17 protein-coding genes are annotated in these 18899 nt (G+C 70.0%); 13 read left to right on the forward strand and 4 right to left on the reverse strand.

What is annotated here, in order from left to right; all coding sequences use genetic code 11:
- Window positions 1–87: 87 nt before the first annotated feature.
- Together ABEB28_RS24660 and ABEB28_RS24665 are read right to left on the reverse strand one after the other, a co-directional pair.
- Window positions 88–1083 carry a LacI family DNA-binding transcriptional regulator gene (locus ABEB28_RS24660; protein ID WP_345730572.1) on the reverse strand — a complete coding sequence of 332 codons (996 nt, stop codon included), beginning with the start codon at window positions 1081–1083 and terminating at the stop codon, window positions 88–90.
- Window positions 1084–1147: 64 nt separating this feature from the next.
- On the reverse strand, window positions 1148–1963 hold the full coding sequence (locus ABEB28_RS24665; protein ID WP_345730573.1) for a mycofactocin-coupled SDR family oxidoreductase: 816 nt from the start codon (window positions 1961–1963) through the stop codon (window positions 1148–1150).
- A 561-nt stretch (window positions 1964–2524) separates the two neighbouring features.
- On the opposite strand from ABEB28_RS24665, the gene ABEB28_RS24670 reads away from it, so the two are divergent.
- The 13 genes from ABEB28_RS24670 to ABEB28_RS24730 all read left to right on the forward strand — a co-directional run bounded on the left by ABEB28_RS24670 (window position 2525) and on the right by ABEB28_RS24730 (window position 17396).
- Window positions 2525–3757, forward strand: a complete 1233-nt coding sequence (locus ABEB28_RS24670) for a CaiB/BaiF CoA transferase family protein (protein WP_345730574.1) — start codon at window positions 2525–2527, stop codon at window positions 3755–3757.
- An 86-nt stretch (window positions 3758–3843) separates the two neighbouring features.
- Window positions 3844–4680: an NAD(P)-dependent oxidoreductase gene (locus ABEB28_RS24675; protein ID WP_345730612.1), complete on the forward strand. Its 837-nt coding sequence runs from the start codon at window positions 3844–3846 to the stop codon at window positions 4678–4680.
- 100 nt (window positions 4681–4780) lie between these two features.
- Complete coding sequence (locus ABEB28_RS24680) at window positions 4781–5911, forward strand: amidohydrolase family protein (RefSeq protein WP_345730575.1); 1131 nt, start codon at window positions 4781–4783, stop codon at window positions 5909–5911.
- A gap of 45 nt (window positions 5912–5956) precedes the next feature.
- Window positions 5957–6949, forward strand: coding sequence for an NAD(P)-dependent oxidoreductase (locus tag ABEB28_RS24685; RefSeq protein ID WP_345730576.1), 993 nt, complete (start codon window positions 5957–5959; stop codon window positions 6947–6949).
- A 23-nt stretch (window positions 6950–6972) separates the two neighbouring features.
- Window positions 6973–8442 carry an aldehyde dehydrogenase family protein gene (locus ABEB28_RS24690; RefSeq protein ID WP_345730577.1) on the forward strand — a complete coding sequence of 490 codons (1470 nt, stop codon included), beginning with the start codon at window positions 6973–6975 and terminating at the stop codon, window positions 8440–8442.
- Window positions 8443–8486: 44 nt separating this feature from the next.
- Entirely contained in the window at window positions 8487–9359 is an 873-nt protein-coding gene (locus ABEB28_RS24695; RefSeq protein WP_345730578.1) for a mycofactocin-coupled SDR family oxidoreductase, read from the forward strand.
- 33 nt (window positions 9360–9392) lie between these two features.
- Window positions 9393–9584, forward strand: a complete 192-nt coding sequence (locus ABEB28_RS24700; RefSeq protein WP_345730579.1) for a ferredoxin — start codon at window positions 9393–9395, stop codon at window positions 9582–9584.
- Window positions 9585–9599: 15 nt separating this feature from the next.
- Window positions 9600–10973 (forward strand): cytochrome P450, encoded by a 1374-nt coding sequence (locus ABEB28_RS24705; protein ID WP_345730580.1) that lies wholly within the window; start codon window positions 9600–9602, stop codon window positions 10971–10973.
- A 117-nt stretch (window positions 10974–11090) separates the two neighbouring features.
- Window positions 11091–12464 carry a cytochrome P450 gene (locus ABEB28_RS24710; protein ID WP_345730581.1) on the forward strand — a complete coding sequence of 458 codons (1374 nt, stop codon included), beginning with the start codon at window positions 11091–11093 and terminating at the stop codon, window positions 12462–12464.
- A 96-nt stretch (window positions 12465–12560) separates the two neighbouring features.
- Window positions 12561–12881 (forward strand): ferredoxin, encoded by a 321-nt coding sequence (gene fdxA / locus ABEB28_RS24715; protein ID WP_345730582.1) that lies wholly within the window; start codon window positions 12561–12563, stop codon window positions 12879–12881.
- Between the two features lies 1 nt (window position 12882).
- Entirely contained in the window at window positions 12883–14529 is a 1647-nt protein-coding gene (locus ABEB28_RS24720) for a thiolase C-terminal domain-containing protein (RefSeq protein ID WP_345730583.1), read from the forward strand.
- Window positions 14530–14547: 18 nt separating this feature from the next.
- Window positions 14548–15771: an NAD(P)/FAD-dependent oxidoreductase gene (locus ABEB28_RS24725; RefSeq protein ID WP_345730584.1), complete on the forward strand. Its 1224-nt coding sequence runs from the start codon at window positions 14548–14550 to the stop codon at window positions 15769–15771.
- A gap of 203 nt (window positions 15772–15974) precedes the next feature.
- Window positions 15975–17396: an APC family permease gene (locus tag ABEB28_RS24730; protein WP_345730585.1), complete on the forward strand. Its 1422-nt coding sequence runs from the start codon at window positions 15975–15977 to the stop codon at window positions 17394–17396.
- 59 nt (window positions 17397–17455) lie between these two features.
- Here ABEB28_RS24730 and ABEB28_RS24735 read toward each other — a convergent pair whose 3' ends face one another.
- Together ABEB28_RS24735 and ABEB28_RS24740 are read right to left on the reverse strand one after the other, a co-directional pair.
- The gene (locus ABEB28_RS24735; RefSeq protein ID WP_345730586.1) at window positions 17456–17767 is read right to left on the reverse strand and encodes a hypothetical protein; all 312 of its coding nucleotides are present in this window, start codon (window positions 17765–17767) and stop codon (window positions 17456–17458) included.
- 26 nt (window positions 17768–17793) lie between these two features.
- The gene (locus ABEB28_RS24740; protein WP_345730587.1) at window positions 17794–18729 is read right to left on the reverse strand and encodes a VOC family protein; all 936 of its coding nucleotides are present in this window, start codon (window positions 18727–18729) and stop codon (window positions 17794–17796) included.
- Between the last annotated feature and the right edge of the window lie 170 nt (window positions 18730–18899).

Below are 18899 nucleotides of genomic sequence, written 5' to 3' on the forward strand. Positions count from 1 at the left end.
CCCGCCCGCCCGCCGCCCCGCGCCCCGCCCGCGTCGGCCCGCCAGCGCCCCGCGCCCTGCGCGCCCCGCCCGCCAGCGCGGCGCGCGTCAGGCGGAGGCTCGGGGGACCAGCGTGATGCCGTCCTGGATGTCGAAGGGCGGGGGAGTGCGATCGGCGAGCAGATCGACCAGCGTCCGCGCGAGCACCACGCCGGAGCTGCGCCCGTCGATCGAGATCGTGGTGAGCGGCGGCTCGGCGTAGCGGGCGATCGACAGCTCGTCGGCGCCTATCACCGCCAGCTCCTCCGGGATCCGCAAGCCGGCCGTCCGGGCGGCGGCCAGCACCGCGAACGCCACCTCGTCACCGTGGCACGCGACCGCGGTGATCGGGTGCCTGCCCGCGCGCCAGGCGCGGACGGCCTCGTCGGCGCCGTCGGACGGCACCACGTACCGCTCGACCGACGGCAGGCCGCGACGCTCCGCGGCCTGCCGGGCGCCCTCGTACCGCCCCGCGGACAGCCCCGCCGACCGGGGATCGTCCGGTGCGGCGAACACGATCCGGCGGTGGCCCCGGCCGGCGAGGTATTCGACCTGCATCTCGCCGAGCAGCCGCATGACCTCTTCGAGGTTGGAGCCGAACCGCGTTCCCGGCTGCGGCAGCACCACCGCCGCGCCGCTCGCGGTGAACGTCGCGATCTCGGCCTCGCTGAACGGCAGGAAACCGACGACCGCGACCGGGGCGAGTGCGGCGGCCACCTCCCGTGGCGACCGGTGCTCGGCGCCGAGCAGGTAGGTGACCAGGGTCAGCCCTTCGGCGGCCAGCTCGTCGGCGAGCACCTCGATCATGTCGCCCATCGTCCCGCCCTGCGGCAGGTCGGGGATCGCCAGCAGTACCGTGCGCCCGCGCCCGCGGCGGAGCGCTTGCGCCGGGCCGTGCGGGACGTAGCCGAGTTCCTCGGCGGCCCGGAGCACCTTGGCCCTGGTCGACTCGGGGATCGACTGGCCCGGCGTGTTGTTCAGGACGAACCCGACCAATTGCCGGGAGAAGCCGGAGGCTCGCGCCACGTCCGTACTCGTCACCCGCGGACGACGCACTGCAGCCACCGGCCTCCTTCCCTCGTCTGCCTCTCACGCTAACAAGAAGGCCGCCCCGCGGCGGCGACCCTGCTCAGAACTCGGTGACGCCCGCGTCCGGAGCGATCTCGTGAGCGGTGATGTACTTCGACTCGTCCGACGCGAGGAACAGGACCGTGTCCGCGACGTCCTCGGGCTGGGTGATGTCGACCGGGAGCATGTTGGCGAACATGCCGGCCAGCTTGGGGTAGGTCTGGATCGCGGTCCCGATCGCCACCTGCATGTCCCCGGTGCCCATCGGGGTCGCCACACCGGTCGGGTGGACGCTGTTGACCCGGATGTTGTGCTGCGACAGCTCGGCGGCGAACGCCTTGGCCATGCCGCGGACGGCCCACTTGCTGGTCGTGTACGGCACCATGAACGGCTGTACCTTCAGCCCGGCGGCCGAGCTGATCAGGATGATCGAGCCGCCGCCCGCCTCGACGAGGTACTTCGCGCCGGCCATCACCGTGTTCCAGACGCCGGTGATGTTCGTGTCGATCGTGTCCTGGTAGATCTGCGGCGTGACCTGGTCCCACGCGCGGGGCACACAGATACCGGCGTTCGCCACGATGACGTCCAGGCGGCCGAGCTGCGCCACGCCTTCGTCGACCGCGGTGGTGAGCGCCGCCAGGTCGCGGACGTCGACCTTCGCCGAGACGATCCGCCGGTCGTGCTTCTCGACCAGCGCGACGGTCTCCGCGAGGTCGTCCGGAGTCGGGGAGTCGTAGTCGACGCTGGGGAGCTTCCCGGCGATGTCGACCGCGATGATGTCCGCGCCCTCCTGTGCCAGCCGGATCGCGTCCGCCCGGCCCTGCCCACGCGCCGCGCCGGTGACCAGCGCGACCTTTCCTTCCACCCGTCCAGCCATGTACGCCGGCCTTCTCTCTTCGTGTTTCGGGCGTGCGTTAGCACGTGCTAGTCCACCGAGAGTACCTCCGGAGCCGACCGGTCGGCTCGAATCTCGGAAGTCGGCGATGCTTCCGCCGGATGTCTTCCGTGTGACGCAGGACACGCGTAAGGTGCGTTCCTAGCACGTTCCTAGCACGTGCTAGGAACGTTCGCTCCCCGTTGCAGACTTCAACGAATTTCCAAGTCTCAAATGCCGCAGATTCGGGCGCATCCCGCGTATGACCTGGCATAAACGGCTTCGGAGAAGATTCTTGAAGCCCTTGAGATTGATAGTTTTAGAACTATACGATGTTCTCGGTTTCCTCGACGTGGAGGAGCACGACAGACCGCCCGGAGCGCAGGTCTGTCGCCGACGGGGCGGTCATCGCCCGCCGGTCCGCATCCGCCGCGCGTCACCACGGTGAGTGGTCGACACCGCGGCGGCGCTTCCACCTCAGGTCACCGGAGTCCCCGCCGGGACTTCCCGTGCGGCATGACCGCCGGGACGCCCCGGCCCGTGACAGAGATGAGGGTGCGTCACGTGTTAAGGCCGATGGAAGGCGTCCGGGTCCTCGAGGTCGCCCAGTTCACCTACGTGCCGGCTGCCGGTGCGGTGCTGGCCGACTGGGGCGCCGACGTCGTGAAGATCGAGCACGCCGAGCGGGGTGACGCCCAGCGCGGCCTGGTCAAGGCGCTCGGGCACGACGTCATCTCGAAGAACTCGACGTTCGCGCCGATCATGGAGGGCCCGAACCGCGGCAAGCGCAGCCTCGGGTTATCGCTGGAGAAGCCGGAGGCCAAAGAGGTCCTGCACGAGCTGATCCGGCGCAGCGACGTATTCCTGACGAACTTCCTCCCGGCGGCGCGCCGCAAGCTCGGCATCGACCTCGACGACGTCCGTGCGGTCAACCCGAACATCATCTTCGTCGTCGGGTCGGCGTTCGGGCACACCGGGCCGGAGGCGGAGAGCGGCGGCTACGACGGCACCGCGTACTGGGCCCGCGCCGGCACGGCCGACGCGCTGACTCCCGACGGTGCCGCGGCCCCCACCCCTCCGCCGGCCGGCGCCTACGGCGACAACATCGGCGGGATGACGATCGCCGGCGGTATCGCCGCGGCCCTCTACGCCCGTGCCGCCACCGGTGAGCCGTCCGTCGTCGACGTTTCGCTGCTCGGCGTCGGTGCCTGGGCGATCCAGCTCAACGTCAACCTGGCGTTGCAGTCCGGCGGGCCACTGCCGAAGTTCGCGCCGCGCGCCGGTGGTACCCCGAACAACCCGCTCACCGGGAACTACCGCACCTCCGACGGTCGGTGGATCAACCTCTGCATGCTGCAGCCGGGCCGGTACTGGGCCGACTTCTGCCAGGTCGTCGGGCGTCCGGAGCTCATCGTCGACGAGCGCTTCGACACCACCGAGAAGCTGATGCGCAACGCGCTGGAGGCCGGCGAGGTCGTCGCGGAGATCATCGGCGGCCGCACGAAGGACGAGTGGGTCGCGGCCTTCGAGGACATGGAGGGCCAGTGGGCGCTGGTCCAGGACACGTTCGAGGTCGGTAACGACCCGCAACTGCGGGCCGTCGGCGGCGTCGTCGACGTGGTCGACTACGAGGGCAACACGCAGAAGCTGGTGGCGAACCCGGTCCAGTTCGACCGGAAGCCGCCGGTGCTCACCCGGGCGCCGCAGTTCGCCGAGCACACCGACCAGATCCTGGCCGAGCTCGGCTTCTCCGACGAGCAGTCGCTGAACTTCAAGATCGCCGGGGCGGTCACGTGACCACGCCGACGACCCCCGAGAGTCCCGGCGGGTTCATCGGTCTGGGTAGCCAGGGCGGTCCCCGTCCGCGGGTCGGCTTCATCGGTCTGGGTAGCCAGGGCGGTCCCCGTCCGCGGGTCGGCTTCATCGGTCTGGGTAGCCAGGGCGGCCCGATGGCGCGCCGGATCGTCGAGTCGGGCTACCCGACCACGCTCTGGGCCCGCCGGCCCGAGTCGCTAAAGCCCTACGCCGACACCGCCGCCACGGTCGCGGACTCGCCCGCGGCGCTGGCCAAGGCCAGCGATGTCGTCTGCCTCTGCGTGGTCGACGACGCCGGGGTGCGCGAGATCGGCGACGAGGTGCTGTCCGGCCTCGCCGAGGGCGGTGTGATCGTCGTGCACAGCACCGTGCACCCGGACACCTGCCGCGCGCTCGCCGAGAAGGCCGCGCGGCAGGGCGTCACGCTGATCGACGCCCCGGTGAGCGGTGGCGGCCACGCGGCGGCCGAGCAGCGCCTGCTCGTCATGGTCGGCGGCGACGAAGCGACGCTGGAGAAGGTCCGGCCGGTGTTCGAGACCTACGCGAACCCGATCCTGCACCTAGGGCCGGTCGGCGCGGGCCAGGTGGCGAAGATCCTCAACAACCTGCTGTTCACCGCGCACTTGGGCGTCGCCGAGTCGGCGTACGCACTGGGTCGGGAGCTGGGCGTCGACCTGGCTGCGTTGGCCAAGGTTTTCGGTTCGGGGAGCGGCAACAGTTTCGCCGCGTCGGCGGTGCTGCCCGGAGGCGACTACGACGCTGCCCGGATGGCGCCGATCGCGGGACCCCTGCTGCAGAAGGACGTGCGGCTCGCGGTCGAGCTGGCCACCGCGGCGGAAACGGAGGTCGGCGCCGTGCTTCCCGCCGCCGACTCAGCGCTCAACACGATGCAACACCCTCGTTGACCGAACTGAGGGGGGCTCTCCAGCCTCCGGCGTTCATCCAGCTCGGGTCGGCCGGCACGGGCCGGTCGATCAACTTTCATTCCTGATTGGAGGCACGCTGATGCCGCTTCCCGATGACGCCAAGATCATTTCGGTCGACGACCACGTGATCGAGCACCCCCGAGTCTGGCTCGACCGGATGCCGCAGAAGTACCAGGACGTCGCTCCGCGGATCGAGCGGCTGCCCGACGGCAACGACACCTGGATCTTCAACGGTCAGCCGTCCGGCAACTTCGCGCTGAACGCGGTCGCCGGCAAGCACCCGCGCGAGTTCGGCATGGACCCGCGCAGTTACGACGACATGCGCCCCGGCTGCCACGACATCGCCGAGCGCATCAAGGACATGGACACCGAAGGCGTCTGGGCGCAGCTGTGCTTCCCGAACATGGGCGGCTTCGCCGGGAGCACGTTCTACGCCTGCGAGGACAAGGATCTCGCCGCCGAGTGCATCCGGGCGTACAACGACTTCATCCTCGACGAGTGGTGCGCCTATGCGCCCGACCGGCAGATCCCGCTGGTGATGGTCCCGTTCTGGGACGTCCGGGCGGCGGTCAAGGAGGTCGAGCGCACCGCGGCGAAGGGCGCCAAGTCGGTCTCGTTCCTCGAGGCGCCGCACCGCGTCGGCCTGCCGAGCTACCACACCGACCACTGGGACCCGCTGCTCCGCACCTGCGAGGAGGCCAACCTCCCGCTCTCGGTGCACTTCGGGTCGGGTGGCGCGCCGCAGGGCACCGCACCGGACGCCGACATGTTCGTCATGATCGCGCTGTTCGGCATCAACTCGATGATGGCCTGCGTCGACCTGCTGATGTCGCCGGTCTTCTACAAGTTCCCGAACCTGAAGTTCGTGCTCTCCGAGGGCGGCATCGGGTGGATCCCGTACATCCTCGAGCGCGCCGACTACTCGTGGGGCCGGCACAAGTACTGGTGCAACATCGACCAGGAGCGCAAGCCGTCGGAGCTGTTCAAGGACCACATCTACGGTGCCTTCATCTCCGACCAGAACGGCATCGACCTGCGGCACTCGATCGGCGTCGACCAGATCTTGTTCGAGAGCGACTACCCGCACTCGGACTGCAACTGGCCGCACACCCGCAAGGTGCTCGGTGAGCAGCTGGCGAACGTGCCGGACGACGAGGCGCGGCTGATCGTCGAGGGCAACGCCCGCCGGCTCTTCAACTTCCCGGCCTGACCCGTCTCTCCGGCAACTCGGCAAACCCCCAGAAGAGGAGCGACGATGCGACTCGGCTTCGTCGGTGCGGGTCGCATCGGCCGTCCGATGGTGCAGCGCCTGGTCGCTGCCGGGCACGAGGTCCGCGTACTCGCGCGGACCGACGCCGCGGCCGCGGCGCTGACCGAGGACGGTGCCACTCCGGTGCGCGNCAGAAGAGGAGCGACGATGCGACTCGGCTTCGTCGGTGCGGGTCGCATCGGCCGTCCGATGGTGCAGCGCCTGGTCGCTGCCGGGCACGAGGTCCGCGTACTCGCGCGGACCGACGCCGCGGCCGCGGCGCTGACCGAGGACGGTGCCACTCCGGTGCGCGACCTCGCCGACGTCGCGGCGGACGCCGAGGCGGTCCTGGTCTGCGTCCACACCGACGACCAGGTCCGCCAGGTGGGGCTCGACGACGGCCTGGTCGACGCGCTCCCGGACGGTGCGCTGCTGATCGTCCACACGACCGGCCACCCCGGCACGGTCGACGCGCTGGCCGAGCGCGCCGCCGGACGGGCCATCGAGGTGCTCGACGCTCCGGTCAGCGGCGGGCCGCACGACATCGTCGCCGGTCGGATCACGCTGCTGGTCGGCGGCGACGACGACGCGGTGACCCGGGCCCGGCCGGTGCTCGCCGCCTACGGAGACCCGATCCTGCACGTCGGTCCCCGCGGCAACGGGCAGCGGGTCAAGCTCATCAACAACGCGATCTTCGCCGCGAACCTCGGCCTGCTCGCCGCGGCCGTCGACCTGGGAGCACAGCTCGGCGTGTCCGAACAGTCGCTACTGGAGGCACTGCCGCACGGCAGCTCGTCCAGTCGCGCGCTGGAGGGCGTCGCGCGGGCCCGCTCGGTCGCCGGGTTCGCGGCGGCCGCCGGGGAGTTCATCGGCAAGGACGTGGCGGTGGTCCGCCAGGTCGTCGCCGACCTCGGCGGTGACCTGGGGGCGCTCGGGGCCGCCCACCGCACGCTCGCCGACCTTCTGCCGGTCCCGGAACACGCTCGCGCAATGGCCTGAATCTCACCCCCTCGGAGCTCCCCATGACATCCCTTGGTGAACGCCTGCTCATCGACGGCGAACTCGTCGCCGCCGGGCGGGGCCGTACGTTCGACAACATCAACCCGGCTAACGAGGAGGTGATCGGCGCCGCTCCCGACGCCGACGCCACCGACGTCGAGCGCGCGATCGGCGCCGCCCGGCGCGCTTTCGACACCACCTCGTGGTCGACCGACGTAGAGCTCCGCCGGCGCTGCCTCATCCAGCTGCGGGACGCGCTGCGGGAGGACGTCGAGGCCTTACGGACCATCGTCGTCTCCGAGTCGGGCAGCCCGGTCGCGCTGACCGGTGCCATCCAGCTCGAAGGCCCGATCGGGTTCATCGACCACTACATCGACCTGCTCGGCAGCTACGAGTTCGAGCGTTCGCTGCCGGAGAAGGAGTTCTACGGCGCGGCCACCAGCCGGATCGTCCGACGCGAGGCCGCCGGCGTCGTCGCCGCGATCACCCCGTGGAACTACCCGTTCTACCTGAACATCGCGAAGACGGCCGCCGCGCTCGCGGCCGGCTGCACGGTCGTGCTCAAGCCCGCTCCGGACACGCCGTTCAGCGCGCTGGCGCTGGGACGGATCGCCGCCGAGCGCACCGACATCCCGGCCGGCGTCCTGAACGTGGTCTCGACCTCGGACAACGCGGTGGCGCAGATCCTCGCCACGCACCCGGACGTCGACCACGTGACGTTGACCGGCTCCACCGGCACCGGCCGCAAGGTCATGGCCGCCGCCTCGGAGACGATCAAGCGGGTCACGCTGGAGCTCGGCGGTAAGTCCGCCGCGATCCTGCTGGACGACGCCGACTTCGCGCAGATCCTGCCCGGCCTGGCGATGGGCATCGTCGTGCACGCCGGTCAGGGGTGCGCGGTACAGAGCCGCCTGCTCGTCCCGCGGAACAAGCTCGACGAGACCGTCGAGCAGTTGGCCGCGGTCATGGCGCAGATGCCGTGGGGCGACCCGACCGACCCGGGCAACCTGATGGGCCCGGTGATCAACGCCGCGCAGCGCGACAAGGTGCTCAGCTACTACGAGGCCGCCGCCCGCGACGGCCGGATCGCGCTCGGCGGCAAGCCGCAGGACCGGTTCGAGAAGGGCTACTACGTCGAGCCGACGCTGATCACCGGCGTCGACCCGAAGTCCGCGGTGGCGCAGGACGAGATCTTCGGCCCGGCCATGGTGGTCCTTCCGTTCGACGACGACGAGGACGCGCTGCGCATCGCCGACAGCACGATCTTCGGCCTCTCCGGTGCCGTGCACAGCGCTGACTTCGAGCGCGCGATGGGCCTGGCCCGGCGGATGCGGAGCGGCACCGTGGGGGTCAACGGTGGCAACTGGTTCGACGTCCAGTCGCCGTTCGGCGGTTACAAGCAGAGCGGCCTCGGCCGTGAGTGGGGCACCGAGGGTCTCGAGGACTTCCTCGAGGTCAAGACCATCGCCTGGCCGACCGCGGCCGCGGGCTGAGCCGGTCCGAACAGCGAACAACCACAGACAGCGAGGTCAAGCACATGGCGGGACGTGTAGAGGGCAAGGTCGCGTTCGTCACCGGCGCGGGCAGAGGGCAGGGCCGCAGCCACGCGGTCCGGCTCGCCGAGGAGGGCGCGGACATCATCGCGGTGGACATCTGCCGCGACTTCGAGACGGTGAACTACTCGATGTCGTCTCCGGACGACCTGAAGGAGACCGTCCGGCTGGTCGAGGCACTCGACCGGCGGATCGTGGCGGTCGAGGCCGACGTGCGGGAGCGGTCGCAGCTGATCGCCGCGGTGGAGCAGGGCATCGCCCAGCTCGGTCACCTCGACATCGTGGTCGCCCAGGCCGGCATCGCGCCGATGAAGGGTGAGCCCCAGGTCCAGGCCTGGATGGACGGTGTCGACACCCTGCTGGTCGGCGTCATCAACGCGATCCACGCGTCGCTGCCGCACCTCAAGGCAGGCGCCTCGATCATCGCGACCTCGTCGGCCGCGGTGGCGATGACCGGTGCGGGTCTCGGAGCGGCCGGATCGGTCGGTCAGGACCCGGGTGGCGCGTCGTACCAGTACGCGAAGAAGGCGGTCTGCGAGTTCATCCACGAGCTCGCCCGCAACCTGGCTACCAAGAGCATCCGCGCCAACGCGGTGCACCCGACCAACTGCAACACCCCGATGCTGCAGAGCCCGCCGATGTACAAGGCGTTCCGTCCCGACTTGGAGAACCCCACCCGCGAGGACGCGGAGATGGCGTTCTATTTCCAGCAGCTGATGCCGGTTCCGTACGTCGAGCCGGTCGACATCAGCAACGCGGTGCTCTACCTGGCGTCCGAAGAGGCCCGCTACGTGACCGGCATGCAGATGCGGGTCGATGCGGGCTCCTACCTGAAGTTCCAGGACTACCACGTCTGACCGGCACGTCGGAAACCGGAGGTACGGCTCCCCATGAAGGTTCGTGTCGACCCGCAGATCTGCCAGGGGCACACGCTGTGTGCGATGACCGCCCCCGAACTGTTCGAACTCAGCGACATCGACGGCCACGCGTCCGCCGTCAATGAGGACGTCCCCGCCGACAAGGAGACGCTCGCGAAGGAAGCCGCTCGTACCTGCCCCGAGCAGGCCATCATCCTGTTCTGAGCTGGGAGAGCATTCGTGACGATCGACGACGTCCGGGAGACGGACGGCCGGAAGAGCAAGCGCATCAGCCTCGACCGGCACTCCACGCAGTACCGGGTCGAGTTCGAGAAGCTCGCCACCGATTTCCACAGCAAGTGCCCGGTGGCGTGGAACGAGACCCACGGCGGCTACTGGTTCGCCAGCGGCAACAAGGAAGTGTTCGACATCGCGCGCCGGGCTGACGTGCTGTCGAACGAGAACGACCCGGACGAGGTCAAGCGCGGCTACTGGGGGATCTCGATCCCGCCGCCGCAGCGTCGGCCCGGTAACCCGATCGGTGGGTTCCTCGAGATGGACCCGCCGGAGCAGCGGCACTACCGGCAGGCGCTGAACCCGTATCTGTCCCCGGCCGCGGTGGCCCGGTGGCAGCCGGTGATCGACGAGATCACCAGGGCATCGCTGGACGAGAAGATCGAGTCGGGGCGGATCGACTTCGTCGACGACCTGGCCAACGTCGTGCCCGCGGTGCTGACGATGGCGATGCTCGGCATGCCGCTGGCCGATTGGATCGTGCACTGCGAGCCGGCGCACGCCAGCGTCTACACACGTCCGGACTCGCCGAACGTCATGCAGGTCTTCCAGATGATGATGGACGCCAGGGCCAAGACCGCGTCGTGGATCCAGCGCATCCGGGAGGAGCCGCGTCCCGGTCTGATCGACGCGCTGATCAACGCGGAGATCAACGGGGCACCGCCGTCGGACAAGGACGTCCTCGGCGCCGTGGGTCTGCTGATCGGCGGCGGGTTCGACACCACCACGGCGCTGACCGCGCACGCGCTGGAGTGGCTGTCGGAGAACCCGGAGGACCGCGACCGTCTCAACCGGGAGTGGGAGACGCTGCGCGACTCCGCGACCGAGGAGTTCCTGCGCTTCTACACCCCGGCGGTCGGGGACGGTCGGACGATCGCGGTGGACGCCGAAATCGCCGGCACGCAGTTCCAGGAGGGCGAGCGGCTGTGGCTCTCCTGGGCGATGGCCAACCGGGACGAGACGGTGTTCGAGGACCCGCACCGGATCCAGCTGGATCGGAAGGGTAACCGGCACGCCAGCTTCGGGCTGGGCATCCACCGGTGCATCGGCTCGAACGTGGCGCGGGCGACGTTCAAGACGATGATCCGGCACGTGCTCGACCGGATGCCGGACTTCGTCTGCGACAAAGCCGGTGCGGTGCACTACGACACGACCGGTGTGATCAACGGGATGAAGCACCTGCCGGCGACGTTCACTCCGGGGCCGCGGCTCGGTCCCGGGCTGGACGAGACGATCGAGAAGCTGCAGAGGGTCTGCGACGAACAGCGTCTGGCCGAACCGGTCACGGTGCGCAGGGCAAGGGCTGAACTGACCGACTGAACCGAGCTCGGGACGGCGGGACGGCGGCGTCGAACCTGCGACGCCGCCGATCGCCCGTGCAGGAAGCCGCCCGCTCCTGTCCTGAGGAACCCACTACCTGTACGGAGTGAGGGATCGATGACCATCGACGGTCGCGACATCGAAGACGAGCGGAAACAAAAGCGCATCAACCTCGACCGGCACTCTCCGCGTTATCGGGTCGAGTTCGAGAAGCTCGCCACCCAGTTCCACGCCGACTCCCCGGTGGCGTGGAACGAGACGCACGGCGGCTACTGGTTCACCAGCGGCAACAAGGAAGTGTTCGACATCGCGCGCCGAGCCGACGTGCTGTCGCACGAGAACGACCAGGAGGAGACCAAACGCGGGTACTGGGGCATCAACATCCCGCCCCCGCCGCGGATGCCGGGTAACCCGATCGGTGGGTTCCTGGAGATGGACCCGCCGGAGCAGCGGCACTACCGGCAGGCACTGAACCCGTACCTCTCGCCGGCCGCAGTGAAGCGCTGGCAGCCGGTACTCGACGAGATCACCCGGGCCTGCCTGGACGAGAAGATCGAGTCCGGGGAGATCGACTTCGTCGACGACTTCGTCAACATCGTTCCGGCGGTGCTGACGATGGCGATGCTCGGCATGCCGCTGGCCGACTGGATCATCCACTGCGAGCCGGCGCACGCAACCGTCTACACCCGGCCGGACTCGCCGGAGATCATGGACGTCTTCACCAAGTACCTGGAGGCCCGGGGCCGCTCCGAGTACTGGATCAACGAGATCCGCGAGAACCCGCGACCGGGTCTGGTCGACGCGCTGATCAACGCGGAGGTCAACGGCGGGCGGCCCTCCCACGTGGACGTGCTGGGCGCCGTGGGTCTGTTGATCGGCGGCGGCTTGGACACCACGACCTCGCTCTCCGCGCACGCGCTGGAGTGGCTGTCGGAGAACCCGGAGGAGCGGGACCGTCTCAACCGGGAGTGGGAGACGCTGCGCGACTCCGCGACCGAGGAGTTCCTGCGGTTCTACACCCCCGCCCAGGGCGACGGCCGGACCATCGCCCTGGACGCGGAGATCGCCGGCACCCAGTTCAAGGAGGGCGAGCGGATCTGGCTCTCCTGGGCGATGGCCAACCGGGACGAGACGGTGTTCGAAGACCCGCACCGCATCCAGCTGGACCGCAAGGGCAACCGGCACGCCAGCTTCGGCCTGGGCATCCACCGGTGCATCGGCTCGAACGTGGCGCGGGCGACGTTCAAGACGATGATCCGGCACGTGCTCGACCGGATGCCGGACTTCGTCTGCGACAAAGCCGGTGCGGTGCACTACGACACCACCGGAATCATCAACGGGATGAAGCACCTGCCCGCGACGTTCACGCCCGGGCCGCGGCTCGGTGCAGGGCTGGACGAGACGATCGCGAAGCTGCAGAAGGTCTGCGACGAACAGCGTCTGGCCGAGCCGGTCACGGTGCGCAAGGCAGTGGCCGAACTGGCCGACTGAGTCGGTGTCACGGGCGGCGGCGCCGACAGGGCTAGCCGAGTACCGGCTCCGCCTTGGCTCGGCGCCGCCGCCCCTCGTTTGCGAAGGAGAACAACCGTGACGTACGTGGTCGCCGAACCCTGCGTCGACGTGCTCGACCGGGCGTGCGTCGAAGAGTGCCCGGTCGAGTGCATCTACGAGGGCGGCCGGATGGCCTACATCCAGCCCGAGGAGTGCGTCGACTGCGGAGCCTGTGAACCGGTCTGCCCCGTCGAAGCCATCTACTTCGAGGAGGACCTGCCCGCGAAGTGGGGCCCGTTCGCCGAGGCCAACGTGGTGTTCTTCGCGACGATCGGCTCGCCGGGGGGTGCGTCGAAGGTCGACGGCCCGCAGCCGGACCCGGCGTTCGTCGCCGCGCTCCCGCCGCGGGAGGCCTGAGATGTCTGCGCCGCTGCCCTACGTCACGCTGCTCAACGACTTCTACTGGAAGTCCGGGGCGGATGGTCAGCTCCGGATGCAGCAGTGCTCCTCCTGCAAGGGGCTGATCCATCCGCCGAAGCCGGCGTGCCAGCGCTGCCGGAGCACCGCGTCGGAGATCCGGACGCTGTCCGGCTTCGGGACGGTCGTCGGCTTCACGGTCAACCACCGCTTCGCGCTGCCCGGACTGCCCGCGCCGTACGTCATCGCCCGAGTCGCGCCGGAGGAGGACGAAGGGGTCCGGCTGACCACCCGCCTGGTCGACGTCGAACCGGACGAGGTGCAGCTGGGCATGCGCGTCCGGGTCGTCTTCGAGCAGGTCGAGGACGTCTGGCTACCGCTGTTCACACCGGTCGCCGGTGAGCTGGGACAGCTCCCGGAGGACGAAGAGGGCCCGGCCGAGATCCGCGCCCGGGTGCGTCCGATGTTCACCACCCGCAAGTTCGAGGACGATGTCGTGCTGAGCGGCGTCGGCGCGTCCGACATGGGCCGGCGCCTGCGCGTGGACCCGCTGACGCTGACCGTGCAGGCGTGCGAGGCGGCGGTCGCCGACGCAGGTCTGACGATGGACGACATCGACGGCCTCTCCACCTACCCGGGCGGCGGTCCGGCGGGCGGGTTCGGCGAGGGCGGCGTCACCGCGCTCGAGGCGGCGCTGCGGATCCGCCCCACCTGGTACAACGGCGGCGCGGAGACGTTCGGCCCCGGCGGGTCGGTCATCGCCGCGATGCTCGCGGTCTCCGCCGGGCTGGCCCGGCACGTGCTCTGCTTCCGGACGATCTGGCAGTCGACGCACGACGAGATGCAGAAGCGGGGCGAGTTGGCGCCGACGTTCGGGCGCGTGCCCGGTGACAGCGGCTGGTCCGTTCCGTTCGGCGCCACGTCGGCCGCGCACGGGCTGGCGATCAACGCTCAAGCGCACTTCCGCAAGTACGGCACCACCCGGGAGACGCTCGGCTGGATCGCGCTCAACCAGCGCGCGAACGCAGGCCTCAACCCGGCCGCGACCTACCGCGACCCGATGAACATGGACGACTACCTCGGCGCGCGGCTGATCACCACGCCGTTCGGGCTCTACGACTGCGACGTGCCGGTGGACGCCTCGATCGCGGTGATCGTGTCGGCCGCCGACACCGCGGGCGACCTGCGGAAGCCACCGATCCGGGTGGAGGCCGTCGGCACCCAGCTGATCGAGCGGGTGGAGTGGGACCAGAGCACGTCGACGCACGAACCGCAGGTGCTCGGTCCAGCGGCGCACCTGTGGACCCGAACCGCACTGCGCCCGGACGACGTCGACGTGGCGCAGCTCTACGACGGCTTCACGTTCAACTGCCTGTCCTGGATCGAGGCACTCGGGTTCTGCGGAATCGGCGAGGCGAAGGACTTCCTGGACGGGGGCAAGAACATCGCGCGCGACGGCATCCTGCCGCTGAACACCCACGGTGGCCAGCTCTCACACGGCCGCACGCACGGGATGGGCCTGCTGCAGGAGGCGATCGTGCAGCTCCGCGGCGACGGTGGCGACCGACAGGTGACCGACGCCCGGGTGGCCGTGGTCAGCAGCGGGGGCCTGACGCCCAGCGGCGTGCTGCTGCTGCGGCGCGACTGACTGAGTCGGGGAGATCCAATGGTGGAACATGTCGTTGTCGTCGGCGCCGGCCTCGGTGGCGTCCGCACGGTCGAGCAGCTGCGCGCTAACGGGTACGAGGGCCGGATCACGCTGATCGGGGCCGAGGAACACCCGCCCTACGACCGGCCGCCGCTCTCGAAGCAGATCCTGTCCGGCGTCTGGGAGCACGACCGGGTGATCCTCCGGGACAAGCCCGCACTCGACGAGCTGAACGTGTCGTACCGACTCGGTGCGGCGGCGGTCGGGCTGCGGGTGGCGCCGGAAGGCGAGCACATCGTCGAGCTCGAAGACGGCTCGACGGTCTCCGGCGACGCGGTGGTGATCGCCACCGGCGTCACCGCCCGCACGCTGCCCGGGCAGCCGGACGCGGTCTGGACACTCCGGACGCTCGACGACGCGACCGCGCTGCGGGACGCGCTCGGCGACTCGCAGTCGATGCTCGTCGTGGGCGGTGGGTTCATCGGCGCCGAGGTCGCCCACGCGGCCCGGACCCGCGGGCTGGACGTCACGGTCCTGGAAGCGGCGCCGACGACCTGCGAACGGGCTCTCGGGCCGCAGATCGGCGCTCTGACCGCGCGCTTGTTCACCGAGGCGGGCGTCGACCTGCGCTGTGGCACCCCGCTGAGCCGGTTCATCGACGCGCACACCGTCGAGTTGGGGGACGGCTCGACGCTGTCGGCGGACATCGTGCTGGTCGGGATCGGGGCCACCCCCGACCTCGGCTGGTTGGCCGGCAGCGGATTGGACACGTCGGACGGCATCGCCTGCGACCGCATCGGCCGGGTGATCGGCGCCCCGAACGTCTGGGCGCTGGGCGACGTCGCCGCGTGGTGGGACACCGAACGCGACGCCCGGTGCCGCACCGAGCACTGGACGACGACCGTCGACCAGGCCGCGGTCGTCGCCAAGGACATCCTGGACCAGGAGTTGCCCGCGCCCGCGGTGCCGTACGTCTGGTCCGACCAGTTCGGCCTGAAAATCCAGCTCGTCGGCCGTCCCGACCTTGCCGACAACGTCTTACCCCTGGTCGGGGAGGGACTCGACGGCGGCCCGGTCCGGGGCACCGTCGTCGCGTACCTCGCCGGTGACCGCCTCGTAGCGGTCGCCGGGTTCGGCGCGCCCCGCTACCTTCCGCGCTTGCGCGGTCTGGTGGCGACCGGCGCGCACCGCGGCACCGTTCTGTCCCTCACCCAAGAGCTGATCGGCGGCGTGGTTCGCTGATCCGAACCCCGAGGCCGATCCCGAACCCGACAAGGGCCTCACCCGTGTCCAGACTCGACGACGCGTCCAGACCACATATCGCTCCCACCCCTGGTCCGTCCGACCCCCTGTCACCGAGCCGTCCTCCGGCCGGCTCCCGAACCACCGCCGGCCTACGGACGCCGCACCTCGTCGCGCTCCTCGTCATCGCGCACGCCCCGCTCATGCTGCTCTGGTCGGTGGTACCCGCCGCCTGGGCTCATGGACGGGTCGTCGCGACGCCGCTGGTGTTCCTCATCGCCGGGCTGATCCTGCTCGCCTACGTCGTCGGGTACCGGGGCCTGGGCCGTCAGATCCGGCACACCGGCGGCCTCTACGTGCAGGTGACCCTCGGCCTCGGGCGCACGATCGGGTTGGGTACCGCCGCGCTCGTCTTCGTCGCCTACCTCGGCATCGCTGCCGGGTTCTACGGCCTGCTAGCCCGGATCCTGGAGGCGCTGGTCGCCAGCGTCTTCGACATCGACCTCTCGCCCACCGTGGCCCTGGTTTTCGGTCTCGCGGTCATCCTCGGTGCGGTCCTGCTTCCGCTCCGAGTCGTGGTCTGGCTCGCGATCGTGGTGGCGGTGGAGCAGTTCATCGGCGTCATCTGGTTCGACCTGGTCGCACTCAACACACCGGCCGGCGACAGCGTCTCGTTCGACGCGCTGGACCCGGGTTGGCTGCTCTCCGGCTCGTTCGCGGTCGGGCTGGTGTTCGCCGTCACCGCGTTCATCGGCTCCGAGGTCGGCACGTCGTACAGCACGGAGCTCGCGGATCCGGTCCGCTCCGTGCCGAAGGCGACGGTCCTCTCCTACGGGCTCACCACGGTGGTGTTGGTGCTCAGCGCGTGGGCGGTCAGCGTCGCGGTCGGGGCGGAGAACGCCGCTGCCGCGCCGGGCAACGGAGAGGGCCTGGTGCCGGCGCTGGTCGCCCGGTTCGCCGGCGTCGGCGGTCAGTCACTCGCCATCGACCTGGTATTGGTCAACCTGGTGATCGGGCTGTTCGTCACCGGCGTCGTGCTCAACAACGCGGCGTCCCGGCAGGTGGCCGGTCTGGCGCGCGACGGCGTGCTCCCGCCGGCGTTCGCGGTCCGGGTGCCCGGTGGGCAGCCTCGGCCCGCGGCGACGTACGTGCAGCCCGTACTCGCCGGTGCGATCGCTCTGGTGGCGTCGTTCTCGGACACGGGTGTGCTGGCGCAGTGGCTGATCGTCACGGCGGGCTTGGCGATCCTCGGCTCGCTGACGCTGGCCTCGGCGGCGACCGCGGTCTGGTTCCTGCGCGGCGAGGCCGACGAGGGCGGCTTCTTCGGCTGGGAGGGCCAGGTGATCGCGGGCCTCACCGCGGTGGTCACGACCGGCGGGCTGTTCTGCTACGGGTTGTTCCGGATCCGTGAGGTGGCTCCGGGCGCGCCGCCGATGGCCGTCTGGCTGGTGCCACTGCTCATTGCGGGCGTGTTCAGCGCCGGGGTAGCCGCTGCGCTGGTGCTGCGGGGTAGCAAGCCGGAGGTGTACGCGGCGATCGGCAAGGGCCTCGTGGTCCGCCCCCGCCAGGACACGCGACCGGCCGCTGCGCCGCACCGCACGGGCCAGCCCGCGCGCTGGTACTGACTGCGGATACGACGAAGGGGGCAGCCGTCGGCTGCCCCCTTCGTGCTGTCTGCTCCCGCTCAGTCCGAGGCGGGCAAGGGCTGGGCGGTCTTGATCGTGAGCGTGCGCCCGTCGACCGCGATCTCGCCGGGGCCGGCGGCGACGCACAGCACCTCCAGGTTGCTGGCCTCGTCCAAATACCGCTTGCCCAGCAGCGTGTGCCGCTGCGCGGGGTGCGCCGGCGCGGCGGTGGCTTCCGCCTTGTCGTCGGGGCGCAGCATCGGCTCACCGGCGCAGGTGATCGTCACGTCGCCGCTGGGGACGCGGACGACGACCGCCTCGACGCTGGATACCGCGCTGCGCAGGCGCTGACCGACCGAATAAATGGGCATGGGGAGTCTCCTAGGGTCCGGGCAGGTCAGTCTTCGAACGGGTCGTTGGGGATGGACTCCGTCGTGAAGAAGTAGGGGGCGCCCCACGTGTCGGCCGGGTCCGCGGCGACCGTGGTCGCGGTCGGCCGGGTGGTGCGGATGTTCTTCTTCGCCAGCCAGCGCTCGGCCGAGTCGAGGTCGGCGACCCGGAACGTGACCGCATAGATCATATTGCCGTATTTCGCGACGTGACGGCCGAGATCCGACGCATCGTCCAGCGGCTGGACGAGCTTGAGCAGGGAGTCACCGAGCTGCACGATCTGGAACTTCGACTGGGTGACGTCGTCGACGCCGCTCTGCAGCGGCACGGCCTGCACCCGGTTGACGTACGACGCGGTCGCCGCGTCCAGGTCCTTCACCCCGAGCATGACGTGGGCCAGCCGGCGGATCGTGAGCGGGTGCTCCGACCACTTCCCCGCCTGCTCCGACCAGTCGTCCTTCAGCCGCGGGTCGTTCGGCATGTCGTGGGTGCACATCTCGGCCATCAGACCGAACATGTCCCGCGGGCTCGGGTAGAAGTAGCCGACGCCCTCGTCCATCTTCTCGACCTTGCCGCCGCCGGGCCGCCCGATGTAAATGCCCCGCTCGATCATGTTGTTGGCCAGCCCGGTCAGGTCGTCGACCCGGTAGCCGACCGAGTGCCAGTGGCGGCCGAACTTCGTGTAGAACTTGCCGACCGGCTTGGTGGCGTCCACCGGCGTGTTCGGGGCCATCGTCTCGATGCAGAGGTCGCCGACCATCATCAGGCTGGCCCACCGGTCCTCCGGCGGCAGGTAGTTGGGCTCGTCCTCGCCCATGTAGACCAGCGCTCCGAAGACGTCACGGTAGAAGTCGTTCAGCTTCTTGACGTCATCGGTCATGTGGATGCAGTGGATCATCTGGCCGATGCCGAAGTCACCGGTCTTCTTCGGAACTTGCTTCATTGAGGGTTCCTAAAAAGGGTGGGCGGGCGGGGGGTGTAGGGCCGGAGGCCGGAGGGGGTAGGCGGGACGTCAGAGGTGTTCGTACCACTCCAGGGCGGGCGGATTGCCGGTCATGTCCATCAGCTGTCCCTGGCTGATCCGGCCGTCGCCGATCGCGGCGAACAGCGCGC

Source organism: Cryptosporangium minutisporangium (assembly GCF_039536245.1).
In the GTDB taxonomy this organism is placed as follows: Bacteria; Actinomycetota; Actinomycetes; order Mycobacteriales; family Cryptosporangiaceae; genus Cryptosporangium; species Cryptosporangium minutisporangium.

Excerpts from the sequence above, each read along its gene's own strand:
- ABEB28_RS24740 (WP_345730587.1), bottom strand. The coding sequence starts at position 18,729 with ATGAAGCAAGTTCCGAAGAAGACCGGTGACTTCGGCATCGGCCAGATG.
- ABEB28_RS24710 (WP_345730581.1), top strand. The coding sequence starts at position 11,091 with ATGACCATCGACGGTCGCGACATCGAAGACGAGCGGAAACAAAAGCGC.
- ABEB28_RS24695 (WP_345730578.1), top strand. The coding sequence starts at position 8,487 with ATGGCGGGACGTGTAGAGGGCAAGGTCGCGTTCGTCACCGGCGCGGGC.
- ABEB28_RS24735 (WP_345730586.1), bottom strand. The coding sequence starts at position 17,767 with ATGCCCATTTATTCGGTCGGTCAGCGCCTGCGCAGCGCGGTATCCAGC.
- ABEB28_RS24690 (WP_345730577.1), top strand. The coding sequence starts at position 6,973 with ATGACATCCCTTGGTGAACGCCTGCTCATCGACGGCGAACTCGTCGCC.
- ABEB28_RS24730 (WP_345730585.1), top strand. The coding sequence starts at position 15,975 with ATGCTGCTCTGGTCGGTGGTACCCGCCGCCTGGGCTCATGGACGGGTC.
- ABEB28_RS24725 (WP_345730584.1), top strand. The coding sequence starts at position 14,548 with ATGGTGGAACATGTCGTTGTCGTCGGCGCCGGCCTCGGTGGCGTCCGC.
- ABEB28_RS24700 (WP_345730579.1), top strand. The coding sequence starts at position 9,393 with ATGAAGGTTCGTGTCGACCCGCAGATCTGCCAGGGGCACACGCTGTGT.
- ABEB28_RS24680 (WP_345730575.1), top strand. The coding sequence starts at position 4,781 with ATGCCGCTTCCCGATGACGCCAAGATCATTTCGGTCGACGACCACGTG.
- ABEB28_RS24665 (WP_345730573.1), bottom strand. The coding sequence starts at position 1,963 with ATGGCTGGACGGGTGGAAGGAAAGGTCGCGCTGGTCACCGGCGCGGCG.
- ABEB28_RS24720 (WP_345730583.1), top strand. The coding sequence starts at position 12,883 with ATGTCTGCGCCGCTGCCCTACGTCACGCTGCTCAACGACTTCTACTGG.